The following is a 25,059-nucleotide window of genomic DNA, read 5'->3' as shown; positions in this document are numbered from 1 at the left end:
GGGCCATATGTCGATTAATTGCGGGAAACTGGTGATTGAATCAATAATTGTCGTTATTTTTGCTTACGATTCACTGGCTCAACGTAAGCTAAAGTCATATCCCAAGGTTGTTCAATCCAAGTATCTTGTTCAATATCAACCACGTATTCATCCACTAAATCTTTACCTGCTGGTTTAGCACAAACAGTCACAAACTTAGCTTTCGGATACATTTCGCGAATTTTACGAGCTGTATCACCGCTGTCGACCAAATCATCGACAATAAGAAATCCCTCACCATCATGCTCAGGTGCTTTCAGTACGGTCATATCACGTTGATGATCATGATCGTAACTTGAGATACAAACGGTATCAACATAACGAATGCCAAGTTCACGAGCCAAAATAGCCGCAGGAACCAGTCCACCTCGACTTACACCTAGGATACCTTTCCATTGCTCAGCAGGCATTTGACGCTGGGCTAATTCACGGCAAAAATTTTGCATGTTGTCCCAAGTGATTACGAATTTTTTACTCATTGTGATTGAACCTAATTGTTTAAAAATAGAATCTATTTACGCTTCAAGAATAAACTTAATAACAAAGATGATCGCCATGACCCAAACACTAAGCGAAACGTGTCGACCTTTACCACTCAGTAGTTTAATCACTGCGTAAGAGATAAAGCCAAGTGCGATACCTTCAGCAATCGAGAAGGTTAAAGGCATTAATAAGCAAGTCACTACTGTCGGTGCTGCTTCAGTAAGATCTCGCCAATCGATACTTACCAAGCCAGACATCATTAGAATCGCGACATAAAATAATGCACCTGCAGTCGCATAAGCAGGGATCATTCCCGCTAATGGCGAGAAGAATAATGCAAGTATAAATAAAATGCCAACAACTACCGCTGTTAAGCCTGTGCGACCGCCTGCAGCCACACCTGAAACACTTTCGACATAAGATGTGGTATTCGAGGTGCCCAATAATGCACCAACAGACGTCGCTGTCGAGTCAGCAAGTAGCGCACGGTTTAAGCGTGGAATTTTACCATCTTTACCAATGAAACCCGCTTTGTTTGCTACGCCGACCAGCGTTCCAGCGGTATCAAAAAGGTCAACAAACAAGAAAGCAAATACAACTGAAATCATACCGATTTCAAATACGGCTGAAAAATCAAGCTGCATGAAAGTTGGGGCAATACTTGGCGGCGTAGACATAATGCCCCCCCAAGTGACATCGCCAACAATCAATCCTAAAATAGTTACCGCTAAAATAGCAATCATCACCGCGCCTTTAACACCGCGATGCACTAAAGCAATGGTAAAGAAAAAGCTCAATGCGCCCAATACCGCAGGTAAAGAGGTAATCGCTCCCATTGACACCAACGTTGCCGGGTTATCGACCACAATTCCTGCATTTTTTAGCGCGATAAATGCCAAAAACAAGCCAATACCAGCAGAGATTCCCGTGCGTAACGACATTGGAATCGAATTAATAATCCATTCACGAATCTTAAATAGACTCAATAGGATAAATAAAATACCTGAGCAAAATACCGCCGCTAAAGCGACTTGCCACGTATACCCCATGCCAAGCACTACAACATAGGTAAAGAAAGCGTTTAATCCCATACCTGGTGCTTGCGCTATCGGATAGTTAGCCACAAAGCCCATAATAAAACAGCCAATCGCTGCCGCTAAGCAAGTGGCAACAAAAACAGCTCCACGGTCCATTCCTGCATCCGCTAAAATCGTCGGATTCACAAAAATAATATAAGCCATGGTCAGAAACGTCGTGATCCCGGCAATGATCTCAGTGCGCACAGTTGTGCCATTTTCACTGAGTTTAAACAGTTTTTCCAACATGGTAGAATCCTAATACAGACAAAGTAAACGGTTGCGTAATCGATTGGCGGGAATTATAAAGTTATCAACTGATAATTTCCATACACAACTACTATCAATCTGTAGGAAAAAAACCACTTTATCTATCTATATAGAATCCACTACAAAGACGGATAAATACTCGCAAAGTGCTACCAGTGAAGAAAAATCATACCAGTAACCAAAGGTTGTGATTGATCGTTGAGCATAAAAAAACGCCATCTGAGAACAGATGGCGGTGAATTATTTTAATCACTGTAGATTAACAATAGATTCTAATATAGGGGTGAACAAAAACATATAACTTTCAAGTGGTTAATTTAATAACCAAAGCTTGACGGATAAGTAAAGTTGCTAGTAAAAACAGAGTTGCTTTTCCAGAACATTACGCAAGATAAACCTTTATTCATAACTATCACCTTTAAAATCAAACGTCATTAAGTTGATTTCTCAGTTCCTTGGAGGCGATAAATCGGACTCATCCTTTGAGCATTTTTTCTTCACTAGGGAAGTTGGTTATAAATATACCACTAGGAAAATTAATTACAACACTTTTGGTGATTAAAATCACAAAAAAGACAAAAAACGCTAAAATAAGCTATCTTTTGGTAATTTAATTACACAAATATCAGTAATAAAGCCTTAGCTTCTCGCTTAACGGGAATCGAACACTTCACTCCTAAAAAACAAATGATTGAATAAGACACGGCATCATTAATACCCATCCGTTTGGTAAGTATCATGCCACGCAGTCAACATGAAGACATGTGTTACATTCTATCGACTGAGCAACCATTAAGAAGAGTGTGACTAAATTAACGAAAGCGATAAACGGCTCGATAACAATAATCGTAAAACTCCGGAAGGATAATAAATCCACTACTCCCCGATCCTGCATAGTGGTATGCTGTTGTTCATTATCACTTCAGCTCCGATCTCAGCTTATTTCACTGCAAAACATCCATAAGTGTGCACATTGATCGGGGTATAATCAAAAAAAGGAGTTATCTGTGTCTGAGTTCCATTCTGAAATCAGTAATTTATCACCTAGCCCTGTTTGGCAGTTTTTTGACAAGATTTGTTCTATCCCTCATCCATCTAAACATGAAGAAGCACTCGCTCAATACATTATTGATTGGGCGAATCAGCAAGGCTTAGAGGTTCGTCGCGATCCGATCGGCAATGTGTTTATTAAAAAACCGGCCACAGTCGGGATGGAAGACAAAAAAGGGGTCGTACTCCAAGCACACATTGATATGGTTCCGCAAAAAAATGAAGAAACCCAACATGATTTTACGACTGACCCTATTCAGCCGTATATTGATGGTGAATGGGTAACAGCCAAAGGAACCACGTTAGGCGCGGATAATGGTATTGGTATGGCTACCTGTTTAGCCGTACTAGCCTCAAATGATATCAAACATGGTCCTCTTGAAGTTTTATTAACTATCGATGAAGAAGCTGGCATGACTGGTGCGTTTGGTCTACAAGCTGGCTGGCTGGAAGGTGATATTCTTCTCAATACCGATTCTGAGCAAGAAGGTGAAGTCTACATGGGCTGTGCTGGTGGCGTTGATGGTGCACTTACCTTCAATATTACTCGTGAAACGATCCCGACAGGTTTTGTCACCCGACAATTAACCTTAAAAGGCTTAAAAGGTGGTCATTCAGGATGTGATATTCACACCGGTCGCGGTAATGCCAATAAATTACTGGGCCGTTTTCTAGCCACTTACGCTCAAGCATTCGATCTGCGTTTAATTGAGTTTAGAGGTGGTAGCTTACGTAATGCGATTCCACGAGAAGCGTTTATCACTGTCGCTATTCCTGCTGAAATGGAGACTCAACTAGAGCAAGTGTTTAATGATTACCAACAATTATTAGTCGCTGAACTAGGTAAAGTAGAAACCAGTATCACCACCTTTAATCAAGCGAAAGAAACCACCCAAGGCGTATTTTCAAGTGCCGATCAGCAACGCTTCATTGCTGCACTGAATGCTTGTCCGAACGGAGTGATCCGCATGAGTGACGAGATTGAAGGGGTGGTAGAAACCTCACTTAATGTCGGCGTGATCACAACCGAAACAGACAAAGTAAACATGCTATGTTTGATCCGTTCATTGATTGATTCTGGACGTAGTCAAGTCGAAGGAATGCTCACTTCTATCGCTGAATTGGCGGGGGCCGACGTTCGTTTTTCTGGAGCTTATCCGGGGTGGAAACCCGATGCCGACTCAGAAATCATGGCTATCTTCCGTGATATGTATGAAGGTATTTATGGCCATAAGCCCAATATCATGGTCATTCATGCCGGATTAGAGTGCGGGCTATTCAAAAAGCCATACCCTCATATGGACATGCTTTCCTTTGGTCCAACAATTAAGTTCCCTCACTCGCCAGATGAAAAAGTGAAAATAGATACTGTCGAGCTATTTTGGCAACAAATGGTCGCTTTATTGGAGCATATTCCAACAAAACAGCCAGCTTAATCACTGATGACGGTAGGCTTTGCTAAAGATGAGCAAGGCCTATCGTCGAAGATAAACTGATTTCTATTTAATCAATATGCAGGTTTGATGGCTGAAACCATCATAAACTTGACGAGATCGCATCATCAAACGTATTGATTGAACCAGTGAATCATTCAGTGATAGAACAAAATACAAGGTATATTAATTTTTTTTGTCGATACGAATAATTTTATTCATTAGCTGCGGATTTTATCTACTGCTAGAGTTCGCTCCCTTGAATTTCCCCGAGTTATTCACCAGACTCGATTCAAGCTGATGACTCGATAAATATCGTATCGAGATGCTGCTAATTTTCTCCCCTTATGGGCCATTCCTGAGCAGCATCAACCGTGCTCAAATACACAACCATATTCAAAAACACAAATAAAATGACCATGACACAAAAAATGATTGTTGGGTGGAGAGAAACTCTTAGCCTTCCTGATTTAGGCATTGAAAAAATAAAAGCCAAAATCGATACTGGCGCAAGAACCTCTTGTCTGCATGCTTTTAAAGTAGAAACCTTTAGCAAAGATGACGCACTCTGGGTAAGATTTTGGATTCATCCATTGCAGCATAATGTTGATAAAGTCACCATTTGTGAAGCCGAAGTGATTGATGAACGCATCGTGCGCGATTCCGGTGGGCATGAAGAATCTCGCTATGTGATCAAATCTGATCTTTGTCTCGGAGCTCATCGCTGGCCGATCGAAATAACACTAACCAATCGTGAAAATATGGCGTTTCGCATGTTACTCGGCAGAACCGCTATGCATCACAAACTGATTGTCGATCCTACACAATCTTTTTTAATCCCTTTCGAGGAAAACAAATAATGAAAATTGGTATTCTATCGCGTAACGCTTCTTTGTACTCGACGAAGCGCTTGATTGAAGCATGTAAACAGCGCGGTCATGAGGTAAAAGTGATTGATGCCTTACGCTGTTATATGAATATCAATTCGGATCAACCCGAGATTCATTTCAAAGGCGAAGAACTCGGCGGGTTTGATGCCGTCATCCCAAGGATCGGAGCCTCCGTTACTTTCTACGGCACGGCGGTATTACGTCAGTTTGAAATGATGGGCGTTTATCCAGTCAATGAATCTGTTGCCATCAGCCGCTCACGTGACAAGTTACGTTCGATGCAGCTACTTTCTCGTAAAGGTATTGGTATGCCGATCACTGGCTTTGCCAGCAAACCTGATGATGTCAAAGACTTGTTAGATATGGTCGGAGGAGCTCCTGTAGTCATTAAATTGCTTGAAGGTACTCAAGGCATCGGTGTAGTGTTAGCGGAAACACGAAAAGCGGCTGAAAGTGTCATTGAAGCCTTTATGGGCCTGAAAGCTAACATTATGGTGCAGGAGTACATTAAAGAAGCGGGTGGCGCTGATATTCGTTGCTTTGTTATCGGTGATAAAGTGATTGCCGCTATGAAGCGTCAGGGTGCTGAAGGCGAATTTCGTTCTAATTTACATCGTGGAGGAACGGCATCATTAGTAAAAATTACACCTCTAGAACGTAAAACAGCGATTGATGCTGCTAAAATTATGGGACTGAATGTTGCGGGAGTAGATTTACTTCGCTCAGAACGAGGCCCACTGGTGATGGAAGTTAACTCATCACCAGGCTTAGAAGGCATTGAAGCCGCGACAGGGAAAGACATTGCCAGCTTGATTATCGAGTTCATCGAGAAAAATGCGGCTAGTAGAAGGACAAAAACACGTGGTAAAGGCTAATCGAAATACAGATTATCACTTTCTGGGGGAGTCAATTCCCCCTGCAAGTAAGCGAGTCATTGAGCTCGAAGCAGCAAAACTTTATACCCACTCTCCTCTATCTATTCCTATAGAAATCATCCATGGCATCTCGAAAGGTCCAGTATTAATGGTTAATGCCGCGATCCATGGTGATGAACTCAATGGGGTCGAGATCGTTCGACAGCTGATTAACTCGCTTGATCCGAAGAAATTAAAAGGAACATTAATCACCGTCCCAATCGTGAATGTGTTTGGCTTTATCCATAAATCTCGTTACCTTCCTGATCGACGAGATCTTAATCGTTGTTTCCCTGGTAGCGAAAAAGGCTCACTCGCCTCTCGAATGGCGCATAACTTCTTCTCTCAAGTTGCCCTTAATTGTGATTACATCATCGACTTACATACAGGTGCAATACATCGAACTAATTTACCGCAAATTCGAGCTGACTTGAGTAATAGTCAAACCTTACGCATTGCAGAAGCATTTGCTACCCCAGTCATTTTAGATTCGCCACTGCGCAATGGCTCGTTACGCAGCGAAGCCGAAAAAGCCGGTATTACCGTATTGACCTATGAAGCAGGTGAAGCATTACGCTTTGATCCTATCGCTATCCACGCAGGGATTGTCGGTGTAAAACGCGTCATGCAAGAAATCGGAATGCTGCGCCCTAGTCGTAAAAAACGTCCTGTTTCCGTGATCGCCAAATCAACAAGCTGGCAACGAGCTGAAGCCGATGGCATTTTACGAACCCTAGTTTCTCTTGGTGATAAAGTCGAAAAAGGCCAAGTATTGGCTTATATCAATTCACCTTTAGGCAATGTAGAAGTTGAAATAAGAGCCAATAAAGGCGGAATCGTGATTGGCCAACAAACATTACCCTTAGTCAATGAAGGCGATGCAGTCTTCCATTTGGCCTACTTTAGCCAAAGTGACGAGATGGTTGAGCAGGTTGTCGGTGATTTTATTGAGGAAGTCGCTGATAGCGATTTAGAGCCATTAACGACGGGACAAATCATGCCTCCTTCCCCCGTTTGAACGAAATAGTGCCCTTGTGGGTTTATCAACAAGGGCACTATGTTGTATATAATGCGATTGATTATCGACTAAGCAAAAGAAGCCCAAATCACAGTTGTGACCAAAATAGGACAGACAAACTTAACATACCACGGCCAGATTTTCGCAAACCAACTACCCGCGAACTCAGGATAGCCTTGTTGCAATTCTTTGAACTTAGCATGACGACTCCATACCCAGCCACCAAATAAGCAGAACATCAATGCTGCTGTCGGTTGTAGATATTGAGTTGCCGCCATAGCAACTAAGCCAAATAGACTGGAAAAGTTATACACAATCACAACACTAAATAAGGCAATTAAACCACCCAATACCCAACTGGTCTTCCCTCGTGGCGTATTAAAACGCTCACTCACCAAAGCGACGGGGCATTCCAGCATCGAAATCGACGAGGTCAATGCGGCGATCGTTAATAATGAGAAAAACACTACCGCAAAGAGCTGTCCAAGCAGGCCAAGGCTATCAAACATTAACGGTAAAACAGTAAACACTAAAGTATCCGAGCTCAGTAACGAGCCATCTTGAGCATAAATTTGCACACCATTATGCATCGCCACAAACATGGCAGGCATCACCACTAAACCAGCAATAAACGCGACACTGGTATCAACCAAAGTGACGCTCATCGCCATCTTTGGCAAATTCTCTTTTTTGCTTAAGTAAGAGCCATAAATCAACATAGAACAACCGCCGATCGTTAAAGAGAAAAAGCCTTGTCCCATCGCCGCTAAAATGAGTTTTCTATCCCACACCTTTTCAAAATCAGGTACTAAGTAGTGTTTTAAACCATCCATTGCCCCCTGTTGCATCATGATATAAACAAACAGCACGGCAAATAAAATAAATAACGCTGGCATCAAACGTGTTGACCACTTCTCAATACCTTGTTTAACTCCGCTACGAACAATCAAAATGGTTAATAAGTAAAAAATTAATGTACCTAGCAGATTACGTTCGACGGAAAAACCTTTAAGCCACGAGCTAATATTGGTCAATCCCAACAGATCGGTAATCGCAGCGAATAAAAAACAGATAATCCAACCACCGACAATACTATAAAACGCTAATACCGCGCTGGGTACACTTAATCCTACCCAACCAACGAAAGCACCAACCTTTTTAGCTAAAGGATGATTAGTTAGTGAGCGCATACTATCGACAGGGTTAGCTTGACCTGATCGACCAATTGCCATTTCAACCACTAACATAGGAAAAGCGACAACAAAAATAAGTACCAAATAAACAAAAAGGAAAGCGCCACCACCATTGCTGGCCGCTTGAGTCGGAAATCCCCAAATATTCCCAAGCCCCACCGCTGCTCCTGCAGCCGCTAAAACAAAACCAAGTCGAGAACCAAAGGTTTCCCGCGAACTACTTTGTGTCATAACCACTCACACATCATCAAACTAGTAAGCTAGTACAATAATCGAAAATCAATCCATCGACAATCGTTATCTTATAATTCATTCAGTAATGAGAAGTTTTTTAATCTAGGGATAGATTGATGTAATACTTGCTCTTGTTGCTGCAATTGCGTTAGCGAGCTGCACAGCGCAGTTACTTCACTGGTCAATTGTTGTGAGTAATCATTTAAACGTTGCGTGATATGGATTTTAAGATCATCCATTTGCCGAGTGAGTTCAGCCAGATTCATCCCTCCTTGGCGCTGCATTTTTTGCGCAATCACCATAAAAGCATCCGATAAAAATTGCTGGCTAATGATTTGCTGAGCTCGTTCAAGTTCTTGTTGCCACTCTTTCTGGGTAGCTAAAAAGTTTTGTGCCGGAAATACCCATTGTTCTTGATGATGATAGCGAGCCTCCATCTCTTTAAATAAAGCTTCTATCTTATTTTGTACACTATCAAAAGCTCTCGGAGCATCTAAACGAGCGGCGACATCTTGTAATATATCATCACTACGCTGTAAGTTTTTTCTGGTTACTTGTTGAGCATCATCCAGAAGCGAATCAATTTGTTGTCGATAATCTCTTAACACTGTTTGTTGTCGATTATTTAGTCTTATTGGCTGCCCCAAAATGAACAATTCATTCTGCTGATTGATCACTGCATGCTGATCAGCATGATGAATTTCTATCTGCTGTGTCGTAATACGCAGCTCATTGTGCAATTCAACAGGACAGGTGATTGCCCACAAAGAGGGGCTAACCGTAAGCCCACACAATAACAATAATTTTTTCATATTTTCCCCAACCTTAGTCGTGAGCATCTTATCCTAACGAAGTTTCATTCCGGTTAGTGGATTGTCATAATCCAATCTTGCAAGATTAAAATAACAATATAACGTCAATATCGATTAATTAAAAAAGCTTAATTGAACGAAAGGCTCTGGTGGTTTTAAGGTGACATTTAATCCCAGTAAACGTATATCTCGACCTTTTTGACGCTGGAGCACATCGGCTAATAACGACTTAAAATCGTTACACTCAAGCTGAGTTTGTCCATGTTCAATCGTCGTGAGTTGAAAATCAGCAAACTTAACCTTAATCCCCTGTTTGATGATTCCTCGTTGTGGACAAGAGCGGTGCAGCCGTCGTTCAAGCTCAGGAAATAGAGTCTGCTCAATAAGTTGCCAACATTGTTCATAAGTTTGAATATTTTCACTCAAGGTACGCTCAACCCCGACCGACTTTCTTTCGCGTTCTACAATCACTGACCTTTCATCAATACCATGACTTTTTTTCCACAGTGAGGCTCCCAAGCGACCAAATTTAATCAACAGTTGTCGATAATCACTATTTTTGATGTCTTCACATAGATAAAAACCAGCTTGATTCAGCTTCTCTAAACTGACTTTACCAACACCAGGAATCTTACCTAAAGGTAGGGAATCGATAATGTCTTGAACTTGCTCAGGTGTTATCACACACAGCCCATTTGGCTTATTGATGTCTGACGCAATTTTGGCAAGAAACTTAAGAGGTGCAACACCGGCAGAGGCCGTTAATTGCAGCTCATTCCAAATATCACGTCGAATCGCTTCGGCTATTAAGGTTGCACTACCATAATAGGTCTGAGCATCACTGACATCTAAAAACGCCTCATCTAAGGATAAAGGCTCAATTATCGAGGTATAACGCTGAAAAATCTGTTGGATATGTTGCGAGATGGTTTTATAGACTGGCATTCTGCCCGGTACCACTAACAAATGAGGACAGAGTTTAAGCGCTTGAGCCGTTGGCATCGCAGAATGAATACCAAAACGTCGCGCTTCATAATTACACGTACTGATCACACCTCGCTGCTTCTCATTCCCTCCTACCGCTAATGGTCGATCTCGATAGGTAGGATTATCACGCATTTCTACTGCGGCGAAAAAACAGTCCATATCAATATGAATAATTTTACGAATCGATTTACTCATCACGCATCACGAACAAAACTGTATATATAAACAGTATAGAGATTTCGTTATGAAATGAACATAAAAAACACCTCGCACTAGCGGCGAGGTGTAAGTTATTCGAATGTAAAAATCGTTAATGATTCATTCATGATGTATAAAAAAGACTAAGCAATCCGATCTTTTTCCCATGAAGCCAATCGTTCAGCGCGAGCAGCCGCACGAGCTTCTCGCTTTTTACGAGCATCACAAGGTTCAGGGCAATTGCAGACTTTTTCAATGCCGACCGCACCAAGACCACCGCAACTGCCTTTCACGACTTTCTTTTGAAAAATATAGCCTACTGCCATTGCAGCGATAACTGCCATGAAGACAGCAAATGTTATAAAAAAAGTACTCATCGTTACTGACTCACTCTTTATTTTGATCGATTAAGATAAGGCTGAAATGCACTAGAAGCCACCTCTCTAAATCCATCATCTGTTTTAATAATCATAAATACGGGGATTTGATTTAACTCAGCTACTGCCATCGCCTTTTCTTCACCTAACACCATAAGTCCAGTTGAAAGACCATCAGCCGTCATACTCGATTTATCCAGCACGGTTACTGAAACGACTTTATTGTCAATAGGATAGCCAGTTTTTGGGTTTATAATGTGCGAATAACGCATACCATCGCGTTCAAAATAGTTCCGATAATCACCAGAAGTGGCAATAGCCATATCACCAGGTTCAATTATCTCTTGAACTGAGCGCTCTTGTACAGACGGTTTTTCAATCGCGATTCGCCAAGGAATACCTTGAGCATTACGTCCTTTAAGGCGCATTTCTCCGCCCACTTCAACCATGTAATTCTCAATCCCTTGTGATTCGATAAAATCGGCCACAACGTCAACCCCCCACCCCTTAGCAATAGTTGACAAATCAACGTATAAGTTAGGGAGAGTTTTACTTAAAAAATCACCAGAAACAGATAAATATTCAATACCCGTTTTTGCTTTTCGCTCAGCTAATTCTTGCTCAGTTGGTACAGTATCTCGACGAGCTTCAGGACCAAAGCCCCATAAATTCACCAAAGGCCCCACCGTTACATCCAGTGCACCTAAAGTGAGTGAGTTTAAACGAATCGCCTCTTTCACTACTGTTGCTGTTTGCTCTGAAACCTGAAAAGGATCACTGCCTTGATATTGGTTAAAGCGGCTGAGTTCAGAATCAACACGGTACGTTGACATCTGATCATTAACTTGCTCTAACAAACGATCAATCTCTGTTTGTAAATGAGAGGAGTCAGGAATACCTGCCTGTTGAGTGTACTTTATATTGTAGGTTGTCCCCATTGTTGGCCCGCTTAAATGAACCAACTCAACCGATTTTTCACATCCAGCCATAAAAATTAGCGATGCGAATGCAACAAGCCATTTTTTCACTTATTAATACCTCATTAGATCATGAACCCATAGGTGTGTTTTATCCCCTCATACTTTTAGTAACAGTAATATGCGTAACCGTCTTTGATTCCGATTCGTTATCTTAACGTATTGAAATCACCTACGAGTTATCGACGTACCACCTAAAATTGTTTGGGTATATAGAAACCAACAGACCTATTTTCTCACTTTATCGTCCCGTAGAAAAATAATGGCTGACTCATCAGAGCCAGCCATTGGGTTACGATAATTAGCGATTAACCGCCAAAATCATCCAGTAGAATGTTTTCATCTTCTACACCGAGATCTTTCAACATGCCAATAACCGCAGCATTCATCATCGGTGGACCACACATATAGTATTCACAATCTTCTGGCGCTTCGTGATCACGCAGATAGTTCTCATAAAGTACATTATGAATAAAGCCAGTATAGCCATCCCAATTGTCTTCCGGCATTGGATCCGACAGTGCACAGTGCCAAACGAAATTAGGGTTCTCTGCTGCTAGACCATCAAAATCTTCAACATAGAACATTTCACGCTTAGAACGCGCTCCGTACCAAAAAGACATCTTACGTTTTGACTTCAAACGCTTAAGCTGATCAAAGATGTGCGACCGCATTGGAGCCATACCAGCACCACCACCAATAAACACCATTTCCGCGTCAGTATCTTTAGCGAAGAACTCGCCAAATGGACCAGAAATAGTACATTTATCACCAGCTTTCAGTGACCAAATATACGATGACATTTGACCAGGTGGCACATCAGGATTATTTGGCGGCGGCGTTGCAATACGCACGTTGAGCATAATAATCCCAAACTCTTCAGGGTAGTTAGCCATTGAGTAAGCGCGAATAATATCCTCATCGACCTTCGACTCATAGCGGAACAAGTTAAACTTGTCCCAGTCACCACGATACTCTTCTGGAACATCAAAATCAGAGTATTTAATATGATGTGCCGGTGCTTCAATCTGAATATAGCCACCCGCTCTAAACGGTACTGATTCACCATCTGGGATCTGTAGCTTGAGCTCTTTAATGAAGGTTGCTTTGTTATCATTAGAGATAACTTCACATTCCCAACGTTTAACTCCAAAAATTTCTTCTGGTAGCTCAATATCCATATCAGTCTTCACTGCAACCTGACAAGCAAGACGCTCGCCCTCTCGCGCTTCACCTTTACTGATATGATCGAGCTCGGTAGGCAGAATATCACCACCACCCGATTTAATTTTCACTCGGCACTGTCCACAAGAACCACCGCCACCACAAGCTGAAGAAACAAAAATTCCTGAGCCCGCTAAGGCGCTGAGTAACTTGCCACCAGGCTGAGTTAAGATGGCCTTGTCTGGCTCACCATTGATTGAGATGGTAATGTCACCTGAAGGTACTAGCTTGGACTTAGCGAATAAAATCACTAATACCAACGCTAGAACGATAATGGTAAACATCACGACACCAAGGATAATACTTAGCATTGACTATTCCTTTATTGTTGCGGCCTACCCGACTTACAGTTGAACACCAGAGAAAGACATAAAGCCTAACGCCATTAAACCTACCGTAATAAACGTGATACCTAAACCACGTAATCCTGGAGGAACGTCTGAATATTTCATTTTCTCGCGAATACCCGCAAGTGCAACAATCGCTAACATCCAACCGACACCAGAACCAAAGCCATAAACAATCGACTCTGTGAAGTTGTAATCGCGCTGCACCATGAAAGACACACCACCAAAGATGGCACAGTTCACCGTAATCAAGGGTAAGAAAATACCTAGCGCGTTATATAGCGGTGGGAAGAATCGGTCCAACACCATCTCTAAAATCTGAACTAAGGCAGCAATTACTCCAATAAAGGTGATGAAGTTCAAAAAGCTCAGGTCAACTCCGTCGACTAACGCACTGTCTTTCAACACCAAGTTATAGAGTAAATTGTTCACCGGCACGGCAATGGTTAGTACCACAATCACCGCGACGCCTAAGCCAAAAGAGGTTTTTACTTTCTTCGATACCGCCAAGAAAGTACACATCCCTAAGAAAAACGATAGCGCTAAGTTCTCGATAAAGATCGAACGAACAAGCAAACTAATATAATGTTCCATTGCAGTTTTACTCCTTCGCTTCGACTTGTGCTGGTTTCAGCGTACGGATAGCCCAAATCAAGAAACCGATCAAGAAGAAGGCCGATGGAGCGAGCAGCATCATACCGTTTGGCTGATACCATCCGCCGTTACTCACCAGAGGCAAGACTTCTAAACCAAACAGTTGACCAGAGCCAAGCAGTTCGCGGAAAAAAGCAACCGTGATCAGGACAAAACCGTAACCCAATCCATTACCGATACCGTCAATCAATGAGGGTAAAGGCGCTGATTTCATCGCAAACGCTTCTGCGCGTCCCATAACGATACAGTTAGTAATGATCAAGCCAACAAATACGGATAACTGTTTAGAAATATCGTATAAGAAAGCTTTTAGGAACTGGTCAACCACGATAACCAACGAAGCGATAATCGCCATTTGCACGATAATCCGCACACTATTAGGAATGTGGTTACGAATAATAGAAACAAATAAGTTAGAAAATGCAGTTACAAAGATAACTGCAAGTGTCATAACAAAAGCAGTTTCGAGCTTAGTCGTTACCGCTAATGCAGAACATACACCAAGCACTTGTAGTGCAATGGGGTTGTTATCCAACACTGGCGCTAACAAGCTTTTTTTCATTTCTTTTGCGTTAGCCATTAGTTCAGGCCTCCGTCACGAACTTTTGCAAGGAATGGACCAAAGCCCATATCACCCAACCAGAAGTCAAACGTATGTTGTACACCATTAGCCGTCAATGTTGCTCCAGATAGTCCATCAACACCGTGAATGGACCCTTCAGGGGCTCCACCTTTATAGACGCGAAGCGCTGGACGATTATTTTCATCAAACAATTGCTTGCCTACAAATTGTTGACGCCATCTTGGGTTTTCTACTTCACCACCAAGCCCCGGAGTTTCACCTTGCTCGTAGTAAGTAATGCCCGCAACAGTATTACCATCCATTTCTACAGCAACAAAAGCGTACATCATCGACCATAAGCCATTACCGTGCATCGGTAAAATAACTTTGGAGTACCCTTCATCGCCTTTGACTAAATAGACAACACCAAGATTAGAGCGACGCAGGATTTTAGCTGGGTCTTGATCGGCTGGTAGACGAATAGACTCACTAGGATTGCGCGACGCGGCTCGTTGATCAAAGTTTGCCGCATCTCCCTCAACAAAATTACCGGTACTAAAATCGACCAAACGAGGCACGATATTTGAGCGGAACTGTGTTTGAATTTCTTGCGGATTACGAGCTTCTAAGCCCGCCACCGAGACAATATTACTTTGCATATCAAGCAAAGCATTATTGGTTTGGCGGTCTTTTAAAATGATCGCTGAAGCAGAAACCACAATCGAGCACACTAGGCTCAATGCGATAACAACCAACAGCGTTTTTTTAATGCTATCGTTATTACTTGCCATAGCGGGCTTCTCTCCGTTTGATATTTCTCTCTACAACCAAATTGTCGAACAGAGGTGCAAACAAGTTTGCAAACAGGATAGCCAACATCATCCCTTCAGGATACGCTGGGTTAACCACACGAATGAGGACACACATAGCACCAATTAAGATACCATAAGCCCACTTACCGTTATTGGTAAACGCGGCGGAAACAGGATCAGTCGCCATGAAAATCATACCGAATGCAAATCCGCCCAACACTAAATGCCAATGCCAAGGCATACTAAATAGAGGGTTAGTATCTGAACCGATCACATTAAATAAGGTTGCCAACGCCACCATACCGATCATTACACCAGCAATAATACGCCATGAGGCGATGCCCATATAGACGATAAATATACCGCCTAATATCAGTGCCAGTGTAGATACTTCACCAATCGAGCCTGGAATATTACCAATAAAGGCATCCATCCAAGTGATCGTCTCACCAGTTACCGTATGTACAAGACTGCCTGAACCACCTTGTGCCCACTGGCTCAATGCCGTTGCACCCGAGTAACCATCAGCAGCCGTCCACACGGTATCCCCTGATATTTGTGCTGGATAAGCAAAAAACAGGAAAGCACGACCGGCTAACGCAGGGTTTAGGAAGTTGCGCCCTGTACCACCGAAAATTTCTTTCGCAACCACAACACCAAAAGTAATACCTAGCGCTGCTTGCCAAAGTGGTAACGTTGGTGGAACAATCAGAGCAAACAAAATTGAAGTAACAAAGAAACCTTCGTTCACTTCATGCTTGCGTACCATACAGAACAATACTTCCCAGAAACCACCAACAATAAAGACGGTTGCATAAATAGGTAGGAAGTAAGTTGCCCCGAGCAGCATTTTGGATCCCCAACCTGCCTCAGCAGAAATGGTACCACCCAGCATTTCGGTCAACCAGTAGTGCCAGTTACCCGCGATAGCGGCTGCTAGATCCAATTGACCAGATGCAGACATGTGCAATAGGGCAGAAATGGCTTGGCCGCCAGCGTTATACATTCCCCAGAAAGTAGCAGGGAATACCGCAAACCAAACCATGATCATGATGCGTTTTAAATCGACGCTATCGCGCACATGTGAGCTTTTTTTCGTCACTAGGCCTGGTGTATAAAACAGCGTTGCAGCAGCTTCATATAACGCAAACCACTTCTCATGTTTTCCACCAGGCTCAAAATGAGGCTCGATGTCTTCAAGAAACTTTTTAAGGCCCATGAAAATTACCCTTCCTTCTCAATCTTGTCGAGGCAATCGCGCAGCAAGGCGCCATATTCATATTTGCCTGGACATACAAAGGTACACAACGCGAGATCTTCTTCGTCTAACTCGAGAGCCCCTAAACGCTGAGCGTTATCGGTATCACCCGCACATAAATCGCGCAGCAGTAATGTTGGTTCCATATCAAGCGGCATTACTTTTTCGTAGTTGCCAATAGGAACCATTGCTCTATCACTACCATTGGTGGTGGTAGTCATATTAAACAACTGACCTTTAAAGAAATGACCTAAGAATGCTCGAGTCACAGAGAAGCGGTTTTTACCCGGCATCGCCCAACCAAACAATTCTTTTTCTCGACCTTCACGCAATACAGAGACTTGCTTATGATAACGACCAAGGTAAGCATGAGGACCAGAAGCCTTAGTACCAGACAACACAGAGCCTGAAATGACTCGAACATCGCCTTGCATCAATTCACTGTGAGTGAGTTCATCCAAACTGGCCCCAATCTCAGTACGTAGCAAACGAGGATTATTCACCACTGGGCCCGCCAACGAAATCACTCGTTCATTGTATAGCTCACCGGTTAAAAACAGCTTACCGATGGCAATCACGTCTTGATAATCGATGCTCCATGCCACATTTTGCGCATTAACAGGATACAAGAAATGCATGTGCGTCCCGGCCAAGCCAGCTGGGTGTGGGCCATCAAAGACATGCTCATGCACATTCTGCTGAGCTGAACGAGGCAGGCTAACATTCGCCTTACAAACGTAGACTTTATCGTCAGTAAGTACTGAAAGCACATCTAGACCTGCAGTGAACGCCTCAGGCTGATCATTAATGATAACACTTGGCTCTGCGGCTAATGGGTTAGTATCCATAGCCGTAACAAAAATCGCTTTAGTGTGAGAATTAATGGCCGGAACCTTGCTAAACGGACGAGTTCGTAGCGCTGTCCACAAACCAGAATCAACGAGTTGAGAGGTTACCGCAGCACGGTCCAGACTCGCTAACTGATTAGCATCAAACTTATTGAAGGTGATTTGCTCATCGCCCATTTTTTCAATCACTACGGATTGAAGGACTCGCTTAGCACCACGATTAACTTCAATAACTTTGCCACAGACAGGAGAAGTAAAAACCACACCAGGGTTCTTCTTATCTTCAAAAAGAACTTGTGCTTTTTTTACTTCATCACCCACGCGAACATGCATCGTTGGACGCATACCCACGTACTCTTCGCCAAGCAAGGCGACTTTAGTGATGGCTTTGCCATCATGAATCACCTGGGAAGGAGCTCCAGCAATGGGAAGGTCCAAACCCTTTTTTATTGTAATCATACGCACTTGCACTACTTTTTTATTGGGAAAAAGATTCTTTCATTGCGTAAAATCGAGAACAAGACAGGCTAATTGACTTACATGCCAGTCAACACGATCTAACGCTCTCTAGACACGACATTGATAGTGTCCGTTTTCGGCAGTTGTTAATGCCAAAACCGCAACATCCTTCTTAAAATCCAATTACAAGTCTGTAATGAGATTTGTCAGGTGCAATAGTTTAGCATCTTTTAGGAACCGGATGCCATGACCAATCCCCGCTTCATTCGCTTTATTTATCAAGAAATAGCTAGCAGGGAATGATAAATAATCATAAATATGACCTATCGCACAGTTAACATTAGTCAGTTATCTTATGAACAGAATTACTTGATTAATGATAGATAAAATGCACTACGATAATCAGCCTAACCATACAATACGCAATGGGCCACAACCGCGATCACTCGCTCATTTAAGCTCATTTTTAGACCCGCCCATACACATAGGGCTATCAGGTGCCTCTCCTTGCAATTGCTGCCATTCTTGTGGAGTGTAAGTATGGATCGCTAGAGCATGGATACGGTGGGCAAGCTCGTCTTTTAACACTTGGTTAACTTGTCGATGACGAGTAATTAAGCGCTGTTCGATAAAAGTATCGCTAACAATAATGACTTTAAAGTGGCTCTCTGAACCGGCAGGAACATTGTGCATATAGCTTTCATTGAACACTTGTAAATGCTCGGGTTGAAAAGCCTGTTGTAATTTCATTTCGATGGTTTCTTGAAGCATGACGAGTCCTCAACAAGACAATGTTCATTTATACGATGCCGCGATTCTACTCTTGCTTCATGAGAAGGAAAAGGTTTTGGTTTCTTGTTCCCTCTGCATTTGAGACAATGATGTGGCCTTTCTTTAATCGACATTTAACGAATAAGATGAAAACAGAATTAACCTTGGATAAGCGAACTTTAACGCTTCATCGATTTCCCATTCGCAACAATGAAACGCTACAAGCTTGGGATGCTGGTGATGAATATTTACTCTCTCACCTTAAGACGCTCAATCTACAACCCAATCGGCATATTCTGGTTCTGAATGATCATTTCGGTGCGCTAAGCTGCTATTTATCTTTCGAACATCAAATCACTATGCTGAGTGATTCATTTATTGCCCAACAAGCTACAGTAGCAAATTTGCAAGCCAATGCTTGCCCCGCTATTCATATCGATAATACGATGGTATCAATACCAGATAACATCGACCTTGTGTTGATGCAAATTCCCCGCAACAACCGTCATTTAATTTGGCAATTGAGCCAATTAAGGACCGCCTTACCCGCTCATTGTCCTGTGATTGCCGTCAATAAAGCAAAAGAAATTCATACTTCAACATTACAACTTTTTGAACAATATTTAGGTCAAACACACACCTCTTTGGCGTGGAAGAAACACCGTCTCGTCTTTTCTCAGCCCGATGTTTACCCCATTCCCTCGATTGAAGACAACATTTGCTGGAGCATTGATGATAAAACCATTGAATTAAATAATCTGCCTAATGTCTATTCTGCTGAACGTTTAGATCAAGGTGCGCGTTTACTCTTGGACTATTTACCTCAAGATGACACCCTAGAGAGTATTATTGATTTAGGATGTGGCAATGGCGTTTTATCGGTGAAACTTGGGCAACTGAATCCGCAAGCCAAAATAATCGCTGTTGATGAAAGCTTTATGGCGGTAGAGTCAGCAAAACGGAATCTTGCGAAAAATTTATCACCACAACATCGTTTTGAATGTTTAGCGAATAATTGTTTAGATGGCTTTCCTGATCACAGCACACAGTTTATTGTTTGTAATCCACCTTTCCATCAACAACAAACGATCACCGATCATATTGCATGGCAGATGTTTTGTGATGCTAAACGCGTTCTATCTAAGCAAGGAAAGTTATTAGTGATTGGTAATCGTCATCTCGGTTACGATATCAAGTTAAAACGATTATTTGGTAGTGCGCAGGTGAAAACTATCGCTAGTAACGCAAAATTTGTTATCTTACAGGCTATTAAGCCATAAGCATTATTGTTCACTACAGCAAAGGATTTGATCATGAAGAAATTGGTTATCGCTGCTTCAATTGCACTTTTGACCGCTTGTGCCGCTCCAAAGCAAGAGCAAATTAATTTTATGCCTCAACCCGTATTGAGTAGCAGCAACATTGTTAACAACATTAGCTTTACTTTAGTCAGTAAAGACGTTCGCTCCGCTCAATATGTAGCATTAGTTGATAGCGGGCGTAATCATATTGAACCTGTACATACTAAACAAAATGTACGAATTACCTTAGAAAACGCTTTAGCTGAACAGTTTGCTTCGCAGGGCTTCCGTTTAACGGTGAATAGTGAAAACAATCTGGCGTTAGAAATTCAAGAGGCCTTAGTCACCGTCAAGCACTCCATCACCTCACATGAAATGAACGCCAGTGTCACTCTGGAGTTAACTGCCGAGACGCCTAAAGGTAAGCTAGTAAAAAGTTATAATGGTACAGCTAAACGAAGCGCCGCTTTAAGTGCGTCAAATCAAGACATTGAAAGAGTATTAAATGATGTCGTTAATTTAGTACTAAAAGAAATTGCTAACGATAGCGAGTTACAAAGCTACATGAAGGATCGTTTCAATGGTTAAAAAAATAGCCGCCGTCATCCTAACGATGTTCAGTATTGCTGTATGGGCAGAACCACAGGTTAAATTTGAAACCTCTATCGGTGATTTCATCGTAGAACTTGATTCACAGTTAGCTCCTGTTACCAGTGAAAATTTCTTACACTATGTAGAAGACGGTAGCTATATCGGCAGTCAATTCCATCGTGTTATCCCTGGGTTTATGGCTCAAGGCGGAGGCTTTGATACCCAACTGAAGCCATTAACAACTAGCCCACCGATCATCAATGAAGCTCGTAACGGGTTACGCAATAGCACCGCGACAATTGCGATGGCAAGAACCGCTGATCCTAATTCTGCCACACGACAGTTTTTTATTAATCTTGCTGATAATCAATTCTTAAATCCTACTCAACATCAAGAAGGCTATGCCGTTTTTGGTAAAGTGATCAGTGGTTTTGAAACTGTCCAAATGATGGCCAAACAACCGACTCACACAGTAGGCCATATGAGTGATGTCCCCGTTACCCCAATTATCATTACCAATGTAACAATCATTGATTAATCTCTCCCCCCTAACTCAAGTTAGGGGATGAACTCTGTAAGGATAAAGCTCATGCCGAGCGGAACTCAATATCTCACTTGGTCACAAACCATTAAAAGTTATCTTGATCGTCGTCTTTTATGGGTATTTCTACTCGGTTGCTCTAGCGGTTTCCCTTGGGTATTAATCGGCTCAAACATGTCTGGATGGCTTAAAGATGCAGGTCTATCGTTAGCTGCCATAGGATACTTCGGTAGCGTATTTTCTGTCTACGCCATCAATTTCCTTTGGGCCCCTTTAGTCGACAGAGTAAAAATTCCTTTCTTATACAAAAAATTAGGGCAAAGACGAAGTTGGATCTTATTTTGCCAACTTCTGGTTTTTATTTTTACCTTACTGATCGCAGGTGTTAATCCGGCCACCAATCTTATTTTAACGTCAATGTTCGCTCTGGCAATCGCCACTGCATCGGCAACACAGGATATTGCTATCGATGCTTTTCGCATTGACACCTTTCCCAAGTCAGAACAATCAAAGCTACCCCAAGCCTCCGCAATGGCTGTTATTGGATGGTGGACAGGATATTCCTTACCAGGATACTTTGCTTTTATTAATGCAGATAGCGTAGGCTGGAACCAAGTCTATTACGGAATGGCGGCTATCGTATTATTGTTGATGCTGTTCACTTTATTTGTCGGCGAACCGACATCTCACCGAGATCGTTTGCAACAACAAGCTGAATTACGGCATGGTGAAGTCATTCAATCGAAAGCTGCAACATGGCTCACCGTGACATTATTTGAACCCTTCATTGATTTTTTTCGCCAAAATGGAACTCGAGTTGCGATAACTCTATTGCTGTTTGTTTTCCTATTCAAAATTGGAGAAGCGTTTCTAGGCCGAATGTCGATTGCTTTTTATAAAGATGTCGGATTTACCAATGAACAAATCGGATACTACTCCAAGTTGATTGGTTGGGGTTTAACTATGCTATTTACATTTATCGGTAGCATGTTTAACGTCAGATTTGGGATTATTAAAGGATTAATGATCGGCGGAATAGCGATGTCAGCAAGTAATCTTATGTTCTCTTGGATTGCAGAAGTCGGTCCGAACGAGCACCTTCTGCTCGCGACAATTATTGTTGATAACTTTACTACTGCTTTTTCTACAGTCGCTTTCGTCTCTTTCTTAACGGTAATGACAGGACAAGCTTTTTCCGCTACCCAATATGCTTTACTAGCATCGCTAGGTAACTTTGGTCGAACGACGCTTGCCTCATTTAGCGGACAAGTTGCTGATTATCTTGATAATTGGTCATTATTTTTTGCACTAACCGCAGTTATGGTCGTACCTAGTTTACTTATGCTTTATTCATTACGTCATTATTTCAATAACATGCTTAACACCGCAAGAAAACATCAATTATCTGAGCTTAACTCACTCGATAGCCCAGAGAAATAATTCAAGTTCTAAAACTAGCTCCCTTAGAATATAAACTTCGAAAGGGAGCGATAGCCGATAACTTTTATAATATCATTGCAATAATCAACATTGCGCGACTTACTTTTTTGCCAATCCCTTATGATGAAGATAGTCCTGCATATAAGGCCTCGATTCCTGAGCTAATTTATTACAAGTTTGCTCAGACCAACCTTGCTGCTTAGTATTACTTGAACGAGTTTGATAGTAATCAAGCATAATTTCATCGTACTGTTTAATACGTTCCACCTCTAAAGGCTGATAAGTATTTTCATGTACTATCACTTCTGGACTTAATCTTGGCTTTAATTGTGGATGTTGATCGGGATGACCTAAACATAATCCAAAGAGCACTGCGCAATAAGGGGGTAATTCTAATAACAGATCAACTTCGTAAGGTGCATTTCTTAACCCTCCGATGTAAACGCCACCTAATTGCAATGACTCGGCTGCGAGTAAACAATTTTGCGCCATTATGCCGGCATCAATTGCACCAATCAGGGTCAGTTCCATAAATTCAGGATGCACGTTATTATCAAGCGTGTAATGACGTTGATAATCAATACAAAATACTAAAAATTCGGCTGCGCTAGCGACATAAGGTTGGTTACCAGCAAGTTCGGCGAGTTGAATACGCTTATCTTGCTCAGTCACACGTATAACGGAAACCGCTTGTAATAAACTAGAAGAAGACGCAGCGATACCTGATGCAATAATGGCATCCAACTGTATTTTACTGATTGGTTGATCTTTAAAAGCACGGATAGAACGGTGTGAGATGATGGTATCAATAACTTGATTCATGGGCGTCTCTTAATAATGCTGAGCATTATCATAATATTGATTCGGTTTTAATGCGGTAAATATCACTGCAACGTCAACTTGACTGTTCAAAACTTGACGTACTTGATCGGTAATTACCGATGCAACTTGGTCTTGGACATTTTGTCCTCTATCAAACCAGAGCACTTCAACGAAAGGATAAGCTTGACTGACAGTACCATCAAAGAAAAAGGTACTGTAGATATATTCAAAGGTAAAGTCCTCACGAGAGGCATTTATTAGAGGTTGTAACTCGTTGATTAATGTCGCTGATAAAGCTTGCACTGTTTGTGGTTCTAATGCTCGAAATCGAATATGTGGCATAACTTACTCCTTTTTATTATTCATCATAACAGCTTATAAATTGAACTTCGATAGATTACCATTGATTTACCGTTGTGGAATAAAAGGAAAGCATCTGAATTACTTTCAACTTTCAAGTGTGAATCTTTGTGTTCGAATAAAGCTAATAGCCAAAAATAAAAAGCCCTAACGTAAGTTAAGGCTTTTTATTTTTATAACACTCAACACCAGTGTTCATCAGGGAGTAGTGGAATAGTCAGCTTCGGGACCAACTAAGCTAACAACGGTAGGGCTCTTAAATCAAAAAAGGTCTTAGCCAAACGACTAAGGCCTTCTTAAAATATGGCGGGATGGAGAGATTCGAACTCCCAACACGCCGTCTTTTTGGTATCAGCGGGATCCGCTGCTCTGCCGCTTCCTCGTTGATAATATTATACCTAGATCAAAAAAGGTCTTAGTCAAACGACTAAGACCTTTTGAATCTGGCAGGGGTGGAGAGATTCGAACTCCCAACACGCGGATTTGGAATCCGCTGCTCTACCAATTGGAGCTACACCCCTAAATTATCTTACAACTAAAGCCTTGCTGTTTAGCAAAGCTCTTTATCAGTGGCGGAGCGGACGGGACTCGAACCCGCGACCCCCGGCGTGACAGGCCGGTATTCTAACCAACTGAACTACCGCTCCACATTGTCTTGTTACTCAATAAAGTCTGATTGGCTGCTTTATTGAGCTTTTGTCTTCAGACCTTAAGTCTAAAAACCAGTATTAAAGCCTGGCGATGTTCTACTCTCACATGGGGAGACCCCACACTACCATCGACGCTGTTTCGTTTCACTTCTGAGTTCGGCATGGAATCAGGTGGGTCCAAAACGCTATGGTCGCCAAGCAAAATTTTGTCTGGAACAAAATTTAACGCACTTTAGTGCGCCCGTAGGGTCAACTACAGGGATGTAGTTGATAAATTCAATTCCTAAATCTAGAAAGCTGTTCTTTGTTCTCTACACATTCAATGCACTCAATTGAGCCCACAAAACCCCTTCGGTGTTGTATGGTTAAGCCTCACGGGCAATTAGTACAGGTTAGCTCAACGCCTCACAGCGCTTACACACCCTGCCTATCAACGTTCTAGTCTCGAACAACCCTTTAGGACACTTA

At 42.1% G+C, this 25,059-nt stretch carries 24 protein-coding genes, 2 tRNA genes and 2 rRNA genes; 8 read left to right on the top strand and 20 right to left on the bottom strand.

Annotation, left to right across the window (positions count from 1 at the left end; all coding sequences use genetic code 11):
• Window positions 1–53: 53 nt before the first annotated feature.
• A complete protein-coding gene (gene gpt, locus AACS00_RS03020) occupies window positions 54–518 on the bottom strand; it encodes a xanthine phosphoribosyltransferase (RefSeq protein ID WP_072670015.1) in 465 nt (154 codons plus the stop codon).
• A 36-nt stretch (window positions 519–554) separates the two neighbouring features.
• Window positions 555–1,847: an NCS2 family permease gene (locus AACS00_RS03015; protein WP_072670016.1), complete on the bottom strand. Its 1,293-nt coding sequence runs from the start codon at window positions 1,845–1,847 to the stop codon at window positions 555–557.
• Between the two features lie 1,028 nt (window positions 1,848–2,875).
• Between AACS00_RS03015 and AACS00_RS03010 the strand changes: the two genes are divergently transcribed.
• The 4 genes from AACS00_RS03010 (at window position 2,876) to AACS00_RS02995 (ending at window position 7,173) form a co-directional block, all read left to right on the top strand.
• Window positions 2,876–4,354, top strand: a complete 1,479-nt coding sequence (locus AACS00_RS03010; protein ID WP_110166495.1) for an aminoacyl-histidine dipeptidase — start codon at window positions 2,876–2,878, stop codon at window positions 4,352–4,354.
• Between the two features lie 416 nt (window positions 4,355–4,770).
• Entirely contained in the window at window positions 4,771–5,211 is a 441-nt protein-coding gene (locus AACS00_RS03005; RefSeq protein ID WP_072670018.1) for an ATP-dependent zinc protease family protein, read from the top strand.
• Window positions 5,211–6,116, top strand: coding sequence for a 30S ribosomal protein S6--L-glutamate ligase (gene rimK, locus AACS00_RS03000; protein ID WP_072670019.1), 906 nt, complete (start codon window positions 5,211–5,213; stop codon window positions 6,114–6,116). Before AACS00_RS03005 ends, rimK begins: the two co-directional genes overlap by 1 nt.
• Window positions 6,076–7,173 (top strand): succinylglutamate desuccinylase/aspartoacylase family protein, encoded by a 1,098-nt coding sequence (locus AACS00_RS02995; RefSeq protein ID WP_110166494.1) that lies wholly within the window; start codon window positions 6,076–6,078, stop codon window positions 7,171–7,173. The genes rimK and AACS00_RS02995 overlap by 41 nt, the downstream gene beginning before the upstream one ends.
• Window positions 7,174–7,241: 68 nt before the next feature.
• On the opposite strand, the gene AACS00_RS02990 is transcribed toward AACS00_RS02995, so the two are convergent.
• The 12 genes from AACS00_RS02990 to bolA form a co-directional block, all read right to left on the bottom strand.
• The gene (locus AACS00_RS02990) at window positions 7,242–8,597 is read right to left on the bottom strand and encodes a sodium-dependent transporter (RefSeq protein ID WP_072670020.1); all 1,356 of its coding nucleotides are present in this window, start codon (window positions 8,595–8,597) and stop codon (window positions 7,242–7,244) included.
• A 71-nt stretch (window positions 8,598–8,668) separates the two neighbouring features.
• Window positions 8,669–9,412, bottom strand: coding sequence for a DUF2884 family protein (locus AACS00_RS02985; RefSeq protein ID WP_181397446.1), 744 nt, complete (start codon window positions 9,410–9,412; stop codon window positions 8,669–8,671).
• A gap of 114 nt (window positions 9,413–9,526) precedes the next feature.
• Window positions 9,527–10,594, bottom strand: a complete 1,068-nt coding sequence (gene dinB / locus AACS00_RS02980; protein ID WP_072670022.1) for a DNA polymerase IV — start codon at window positions 10,592–10,594, stop codon at window positions 9,527–9,529.
• 146 nt (window positions 10,595–10,740) lie between these two features.
• Window positions 10,741–10,974 carry a (Na+)-NQR maturation NqrM gene (gene nqrM / locus AACS00_RS02975; RefSeq protein ID WP_072670023.1) on the bottom strand — a complete coding sequence of 78 codons (234 nt, stop codon included), beginning with the start codon at window positions 10,972–10,974 and terminating at the stop codon, window positions 10,741–10,743.
• Between the two features lie 17 nt (window positions 10,975–10,991).
• On the bottom strand, window positions 10,992–12,002 hold the full coding sequence (locus tag AACS00_RS02970; protein ID WP_072670024.1) for an FAD:protein FMN transferase: 1,011 nt from the start codon (window positions 12,000–12,002) through the stop codon (window positions 10,992–10,994).
• A gap of 257 nt (window positions 12,003–12,259) precedes the next feature.
• Window positions 12,260–13,486 (bottom strand): NADH:ubiquinone reductase (Na(+)-transporting) subunit F, encoded by a 1,227-nt coding sequence (gene nqrF, locus AACS00_RS02965; RefSeq protein ID WP_072670025.1) that lies wholly within the window; start codon window positions 13,484–13,486, stop codon window positions 12,260–12,262.
• Between the two features lie 33 nt (window positions 13,487–13,519).
• On the bottom strand, window positions 13,520–14,116 hold the full coding sequence (gene nqrE / locus AACS00_RS02960) for an NADH:ubiquinone reductase (Na(+)-transporting) subunit E (RefSeq protein WP_004394628.1): 597 nt from the start codon (window positions 14,114–14,116) through the stop codon (window positions 13,520–13,522).
• A 7-nt stretch (window positions 14,117–14,123) separates the two neighbouring features.
• On the bottom strand, window positions 14,124–14,756 hold the full coding sequence (locus AACS00_RS02955; protein ID WP_072670026.1) for an NADH:ubiquinone reductase (Na(+)-transporting) subunit D: 633 nt from the start codon (window positions 14,754–14,756) through the stop codon (window positions 14,124–14,126).
• A complete protein-coding gene (locus AACS00_RS02950) occupies window positions 14,756–15,529 on the bottom strand; it encodes a Na(+)-translocating NADH-quinone reductase subunit C (protein ID WP_072670027.1) in 774 nt (257 codons plus the stop codon). Before AACS00_RS02950 ends, AACS00_RS02955 begins: the two co-directional genes overlap by 1 nt.
• Entirely contained in the window at window positions 15,519–16,769 is a 1,251-nt protein-coding gene (locus AACS00_RS02945; protein WP_004394623.1) for an NADH:ubiquinone reductase (Na(+)-transporting) subunit B, read from the bottom strand. The genes AACS00_RS02950 and AACS00_RS02945 overlap by 11 nt, the downstream gene beginning before the upstream one ends.
• A 5-nt stretch (window positions 16,770–16,774) precedes the next feature.
• A complete protein-coding gene (locus AACS00_RS02940; protein WP_072670074.1) occupies window positions 16,775–18,115 on the bottom strand; it encodes a Na(+)-translocating NADH-quinone reductase subunit A in 1,341 nt (446 codons plus the stop codon).
• A 450-nt stretch (window positions 18,116–18,565) separates the two neighbouring features.
• Window positions 18,566–18,886 (bottom strand): transcriptional regulator BolA, encoded by a 321-nt coding sequence (gene bolA / locus AACS00_RS02935; RefSeq protein ID WP_072670028.1) that lies wholly within the window; start codon window positions 18,884–18,886, stop codon window positions 18,566–18,568.
• Between the two features lie 146 nt (window positions 18,887–19,032).
• Here bolA and AACS00_RS02930 point away from each other — a divergent pair, with 146 nt between their 5' ends.
• The 4 genes from AACS00_RS02930 to AACS00_RS02915 are packed head-to-tail and all read left to right on the top strand — an operon-like array spanning window position 19,033 to window position 22,759.
• Window positions 19,033–20,166 carry a methyltransferase gene (locus tag AACS00_RS02930; protein ID WP_110166771.1) on the top strand — a complete coding sequence of 378 codons (1,134 nt, stop codon included), beginning with the start codon at window positions 19,033–19,035 and terminating at the stop codon, window positions 20,164–20,166.
• A gap of 33 nt (window positions 20,167–20,199) precedes the next feature.
• Window positions 20,200–20,775, top strand: a complete 576-nt coding sequence (locus AACS00_RS02925; RefSeq protein ID WP_072670029.1) for a YajG family lipoprotein — start codon at window positions 20,200–20,202, stop codon at window positions 20,773–20,775.
• On the top strand, window positions 20,768–21,316 hold the full coding sequence (locus AACS00_RS02920; protein ID WP_110166492.1) for a peptidylprolyl isomerase: 549 nt from the start codon (window positions 20,768–20,770) through the stop codon (window positions 21,314–21,316). The genes AACS00_RS02925 and AACS00_RS02920 overlap by 8 nt, the downstream gene beginning before the upstream one ends.
• A 51-nt stretch (window positions 21,317–21,367) precedes the next feature.
• Complete coding sequence (locus AACS00_RS02915) at window positions 21,368–22,759, top strand: AmpG family muropeptide MFS transporter (RefSeq protein WP_072670031.1); 1,392 nt, start codon at window positions 21,368–21,370, stop codon at window positions 22,757–22,759.
• 99 nt (window positions 22,760–22,858) lie between these two features.
• Here the strand turns inward: AACS00_RS02915 and nfsA are convergent, their stop codons facing one another.
• The 6 genes from nfsA to AACS00_RS02885 all read right to left on the bottom strand — a co-directional run.
• Window positions 22,859–23,581 (bottom strand): oxygen-insensitive NADPH nitroreductase, encoded by a 723-nt coding sequence (nfsA, locus tag AACS00_RS02910; protein WP_110166491.1) that lies wholly within the window; start codon window positions 23,579–23,581, stop codon window positions 22,859–22,861.
• Between the two features lie 9 nt (window positions 23,582–23,590).
• The gene (locus AACS00_RS02905) at window positions 23,591–23,923 is read right to left on the bottom strand and encodes a DUF1904 domain-containing protein (protein ID WP_110166490.1); all 333 of its coding nucleotides are present in this window, start codon (window positions 23,921–23,923) and stop codon (window positions 23,591–23,593) included.
• Between the two features lie 462 nt (window positions 23,924–24,385).
• A tRNA-Trp gene (locus AACS00_RS02900) sits at window positions 24,386–24,462 on the bottom strand.
• A gap of 49 nt (window positions 24,463–24,511) precedes the next feature.
• Window positions 24,512–24,588, bottom strand: a tRNA-Asp gene (locus AACS00_RS02895).
• Between the two features lie 86 nt (window positions 24,589–24,674).
• A 5S ribosomal RNA gene (rrf, locus tag AACS00_RS02890) occupies window positions 24,675–24,790 on the bottom strand.
• Window positions 24,791–24,952: 162 nt separating this feature from the next.
• Window positions 24,953–25,059, bottom strand: a 23S ribosomal RNA gene (locus tag AACS00_RS02885); the annotation flags it as partial.

Source organism: Vibrio sp. 11986-1-5, assembly GCF_963878025.1.
In the GTDB taxonomy this organism is placed as follows: Bacteria; Pseudomonadota; Gammaproteobacteria; order Enterobacterales; family Vibrionaceae; genus Vibrio; species Vibrio injensis.
This window is presented reverse-complemented; position numbering and strand designations above follow the sequence as displayed.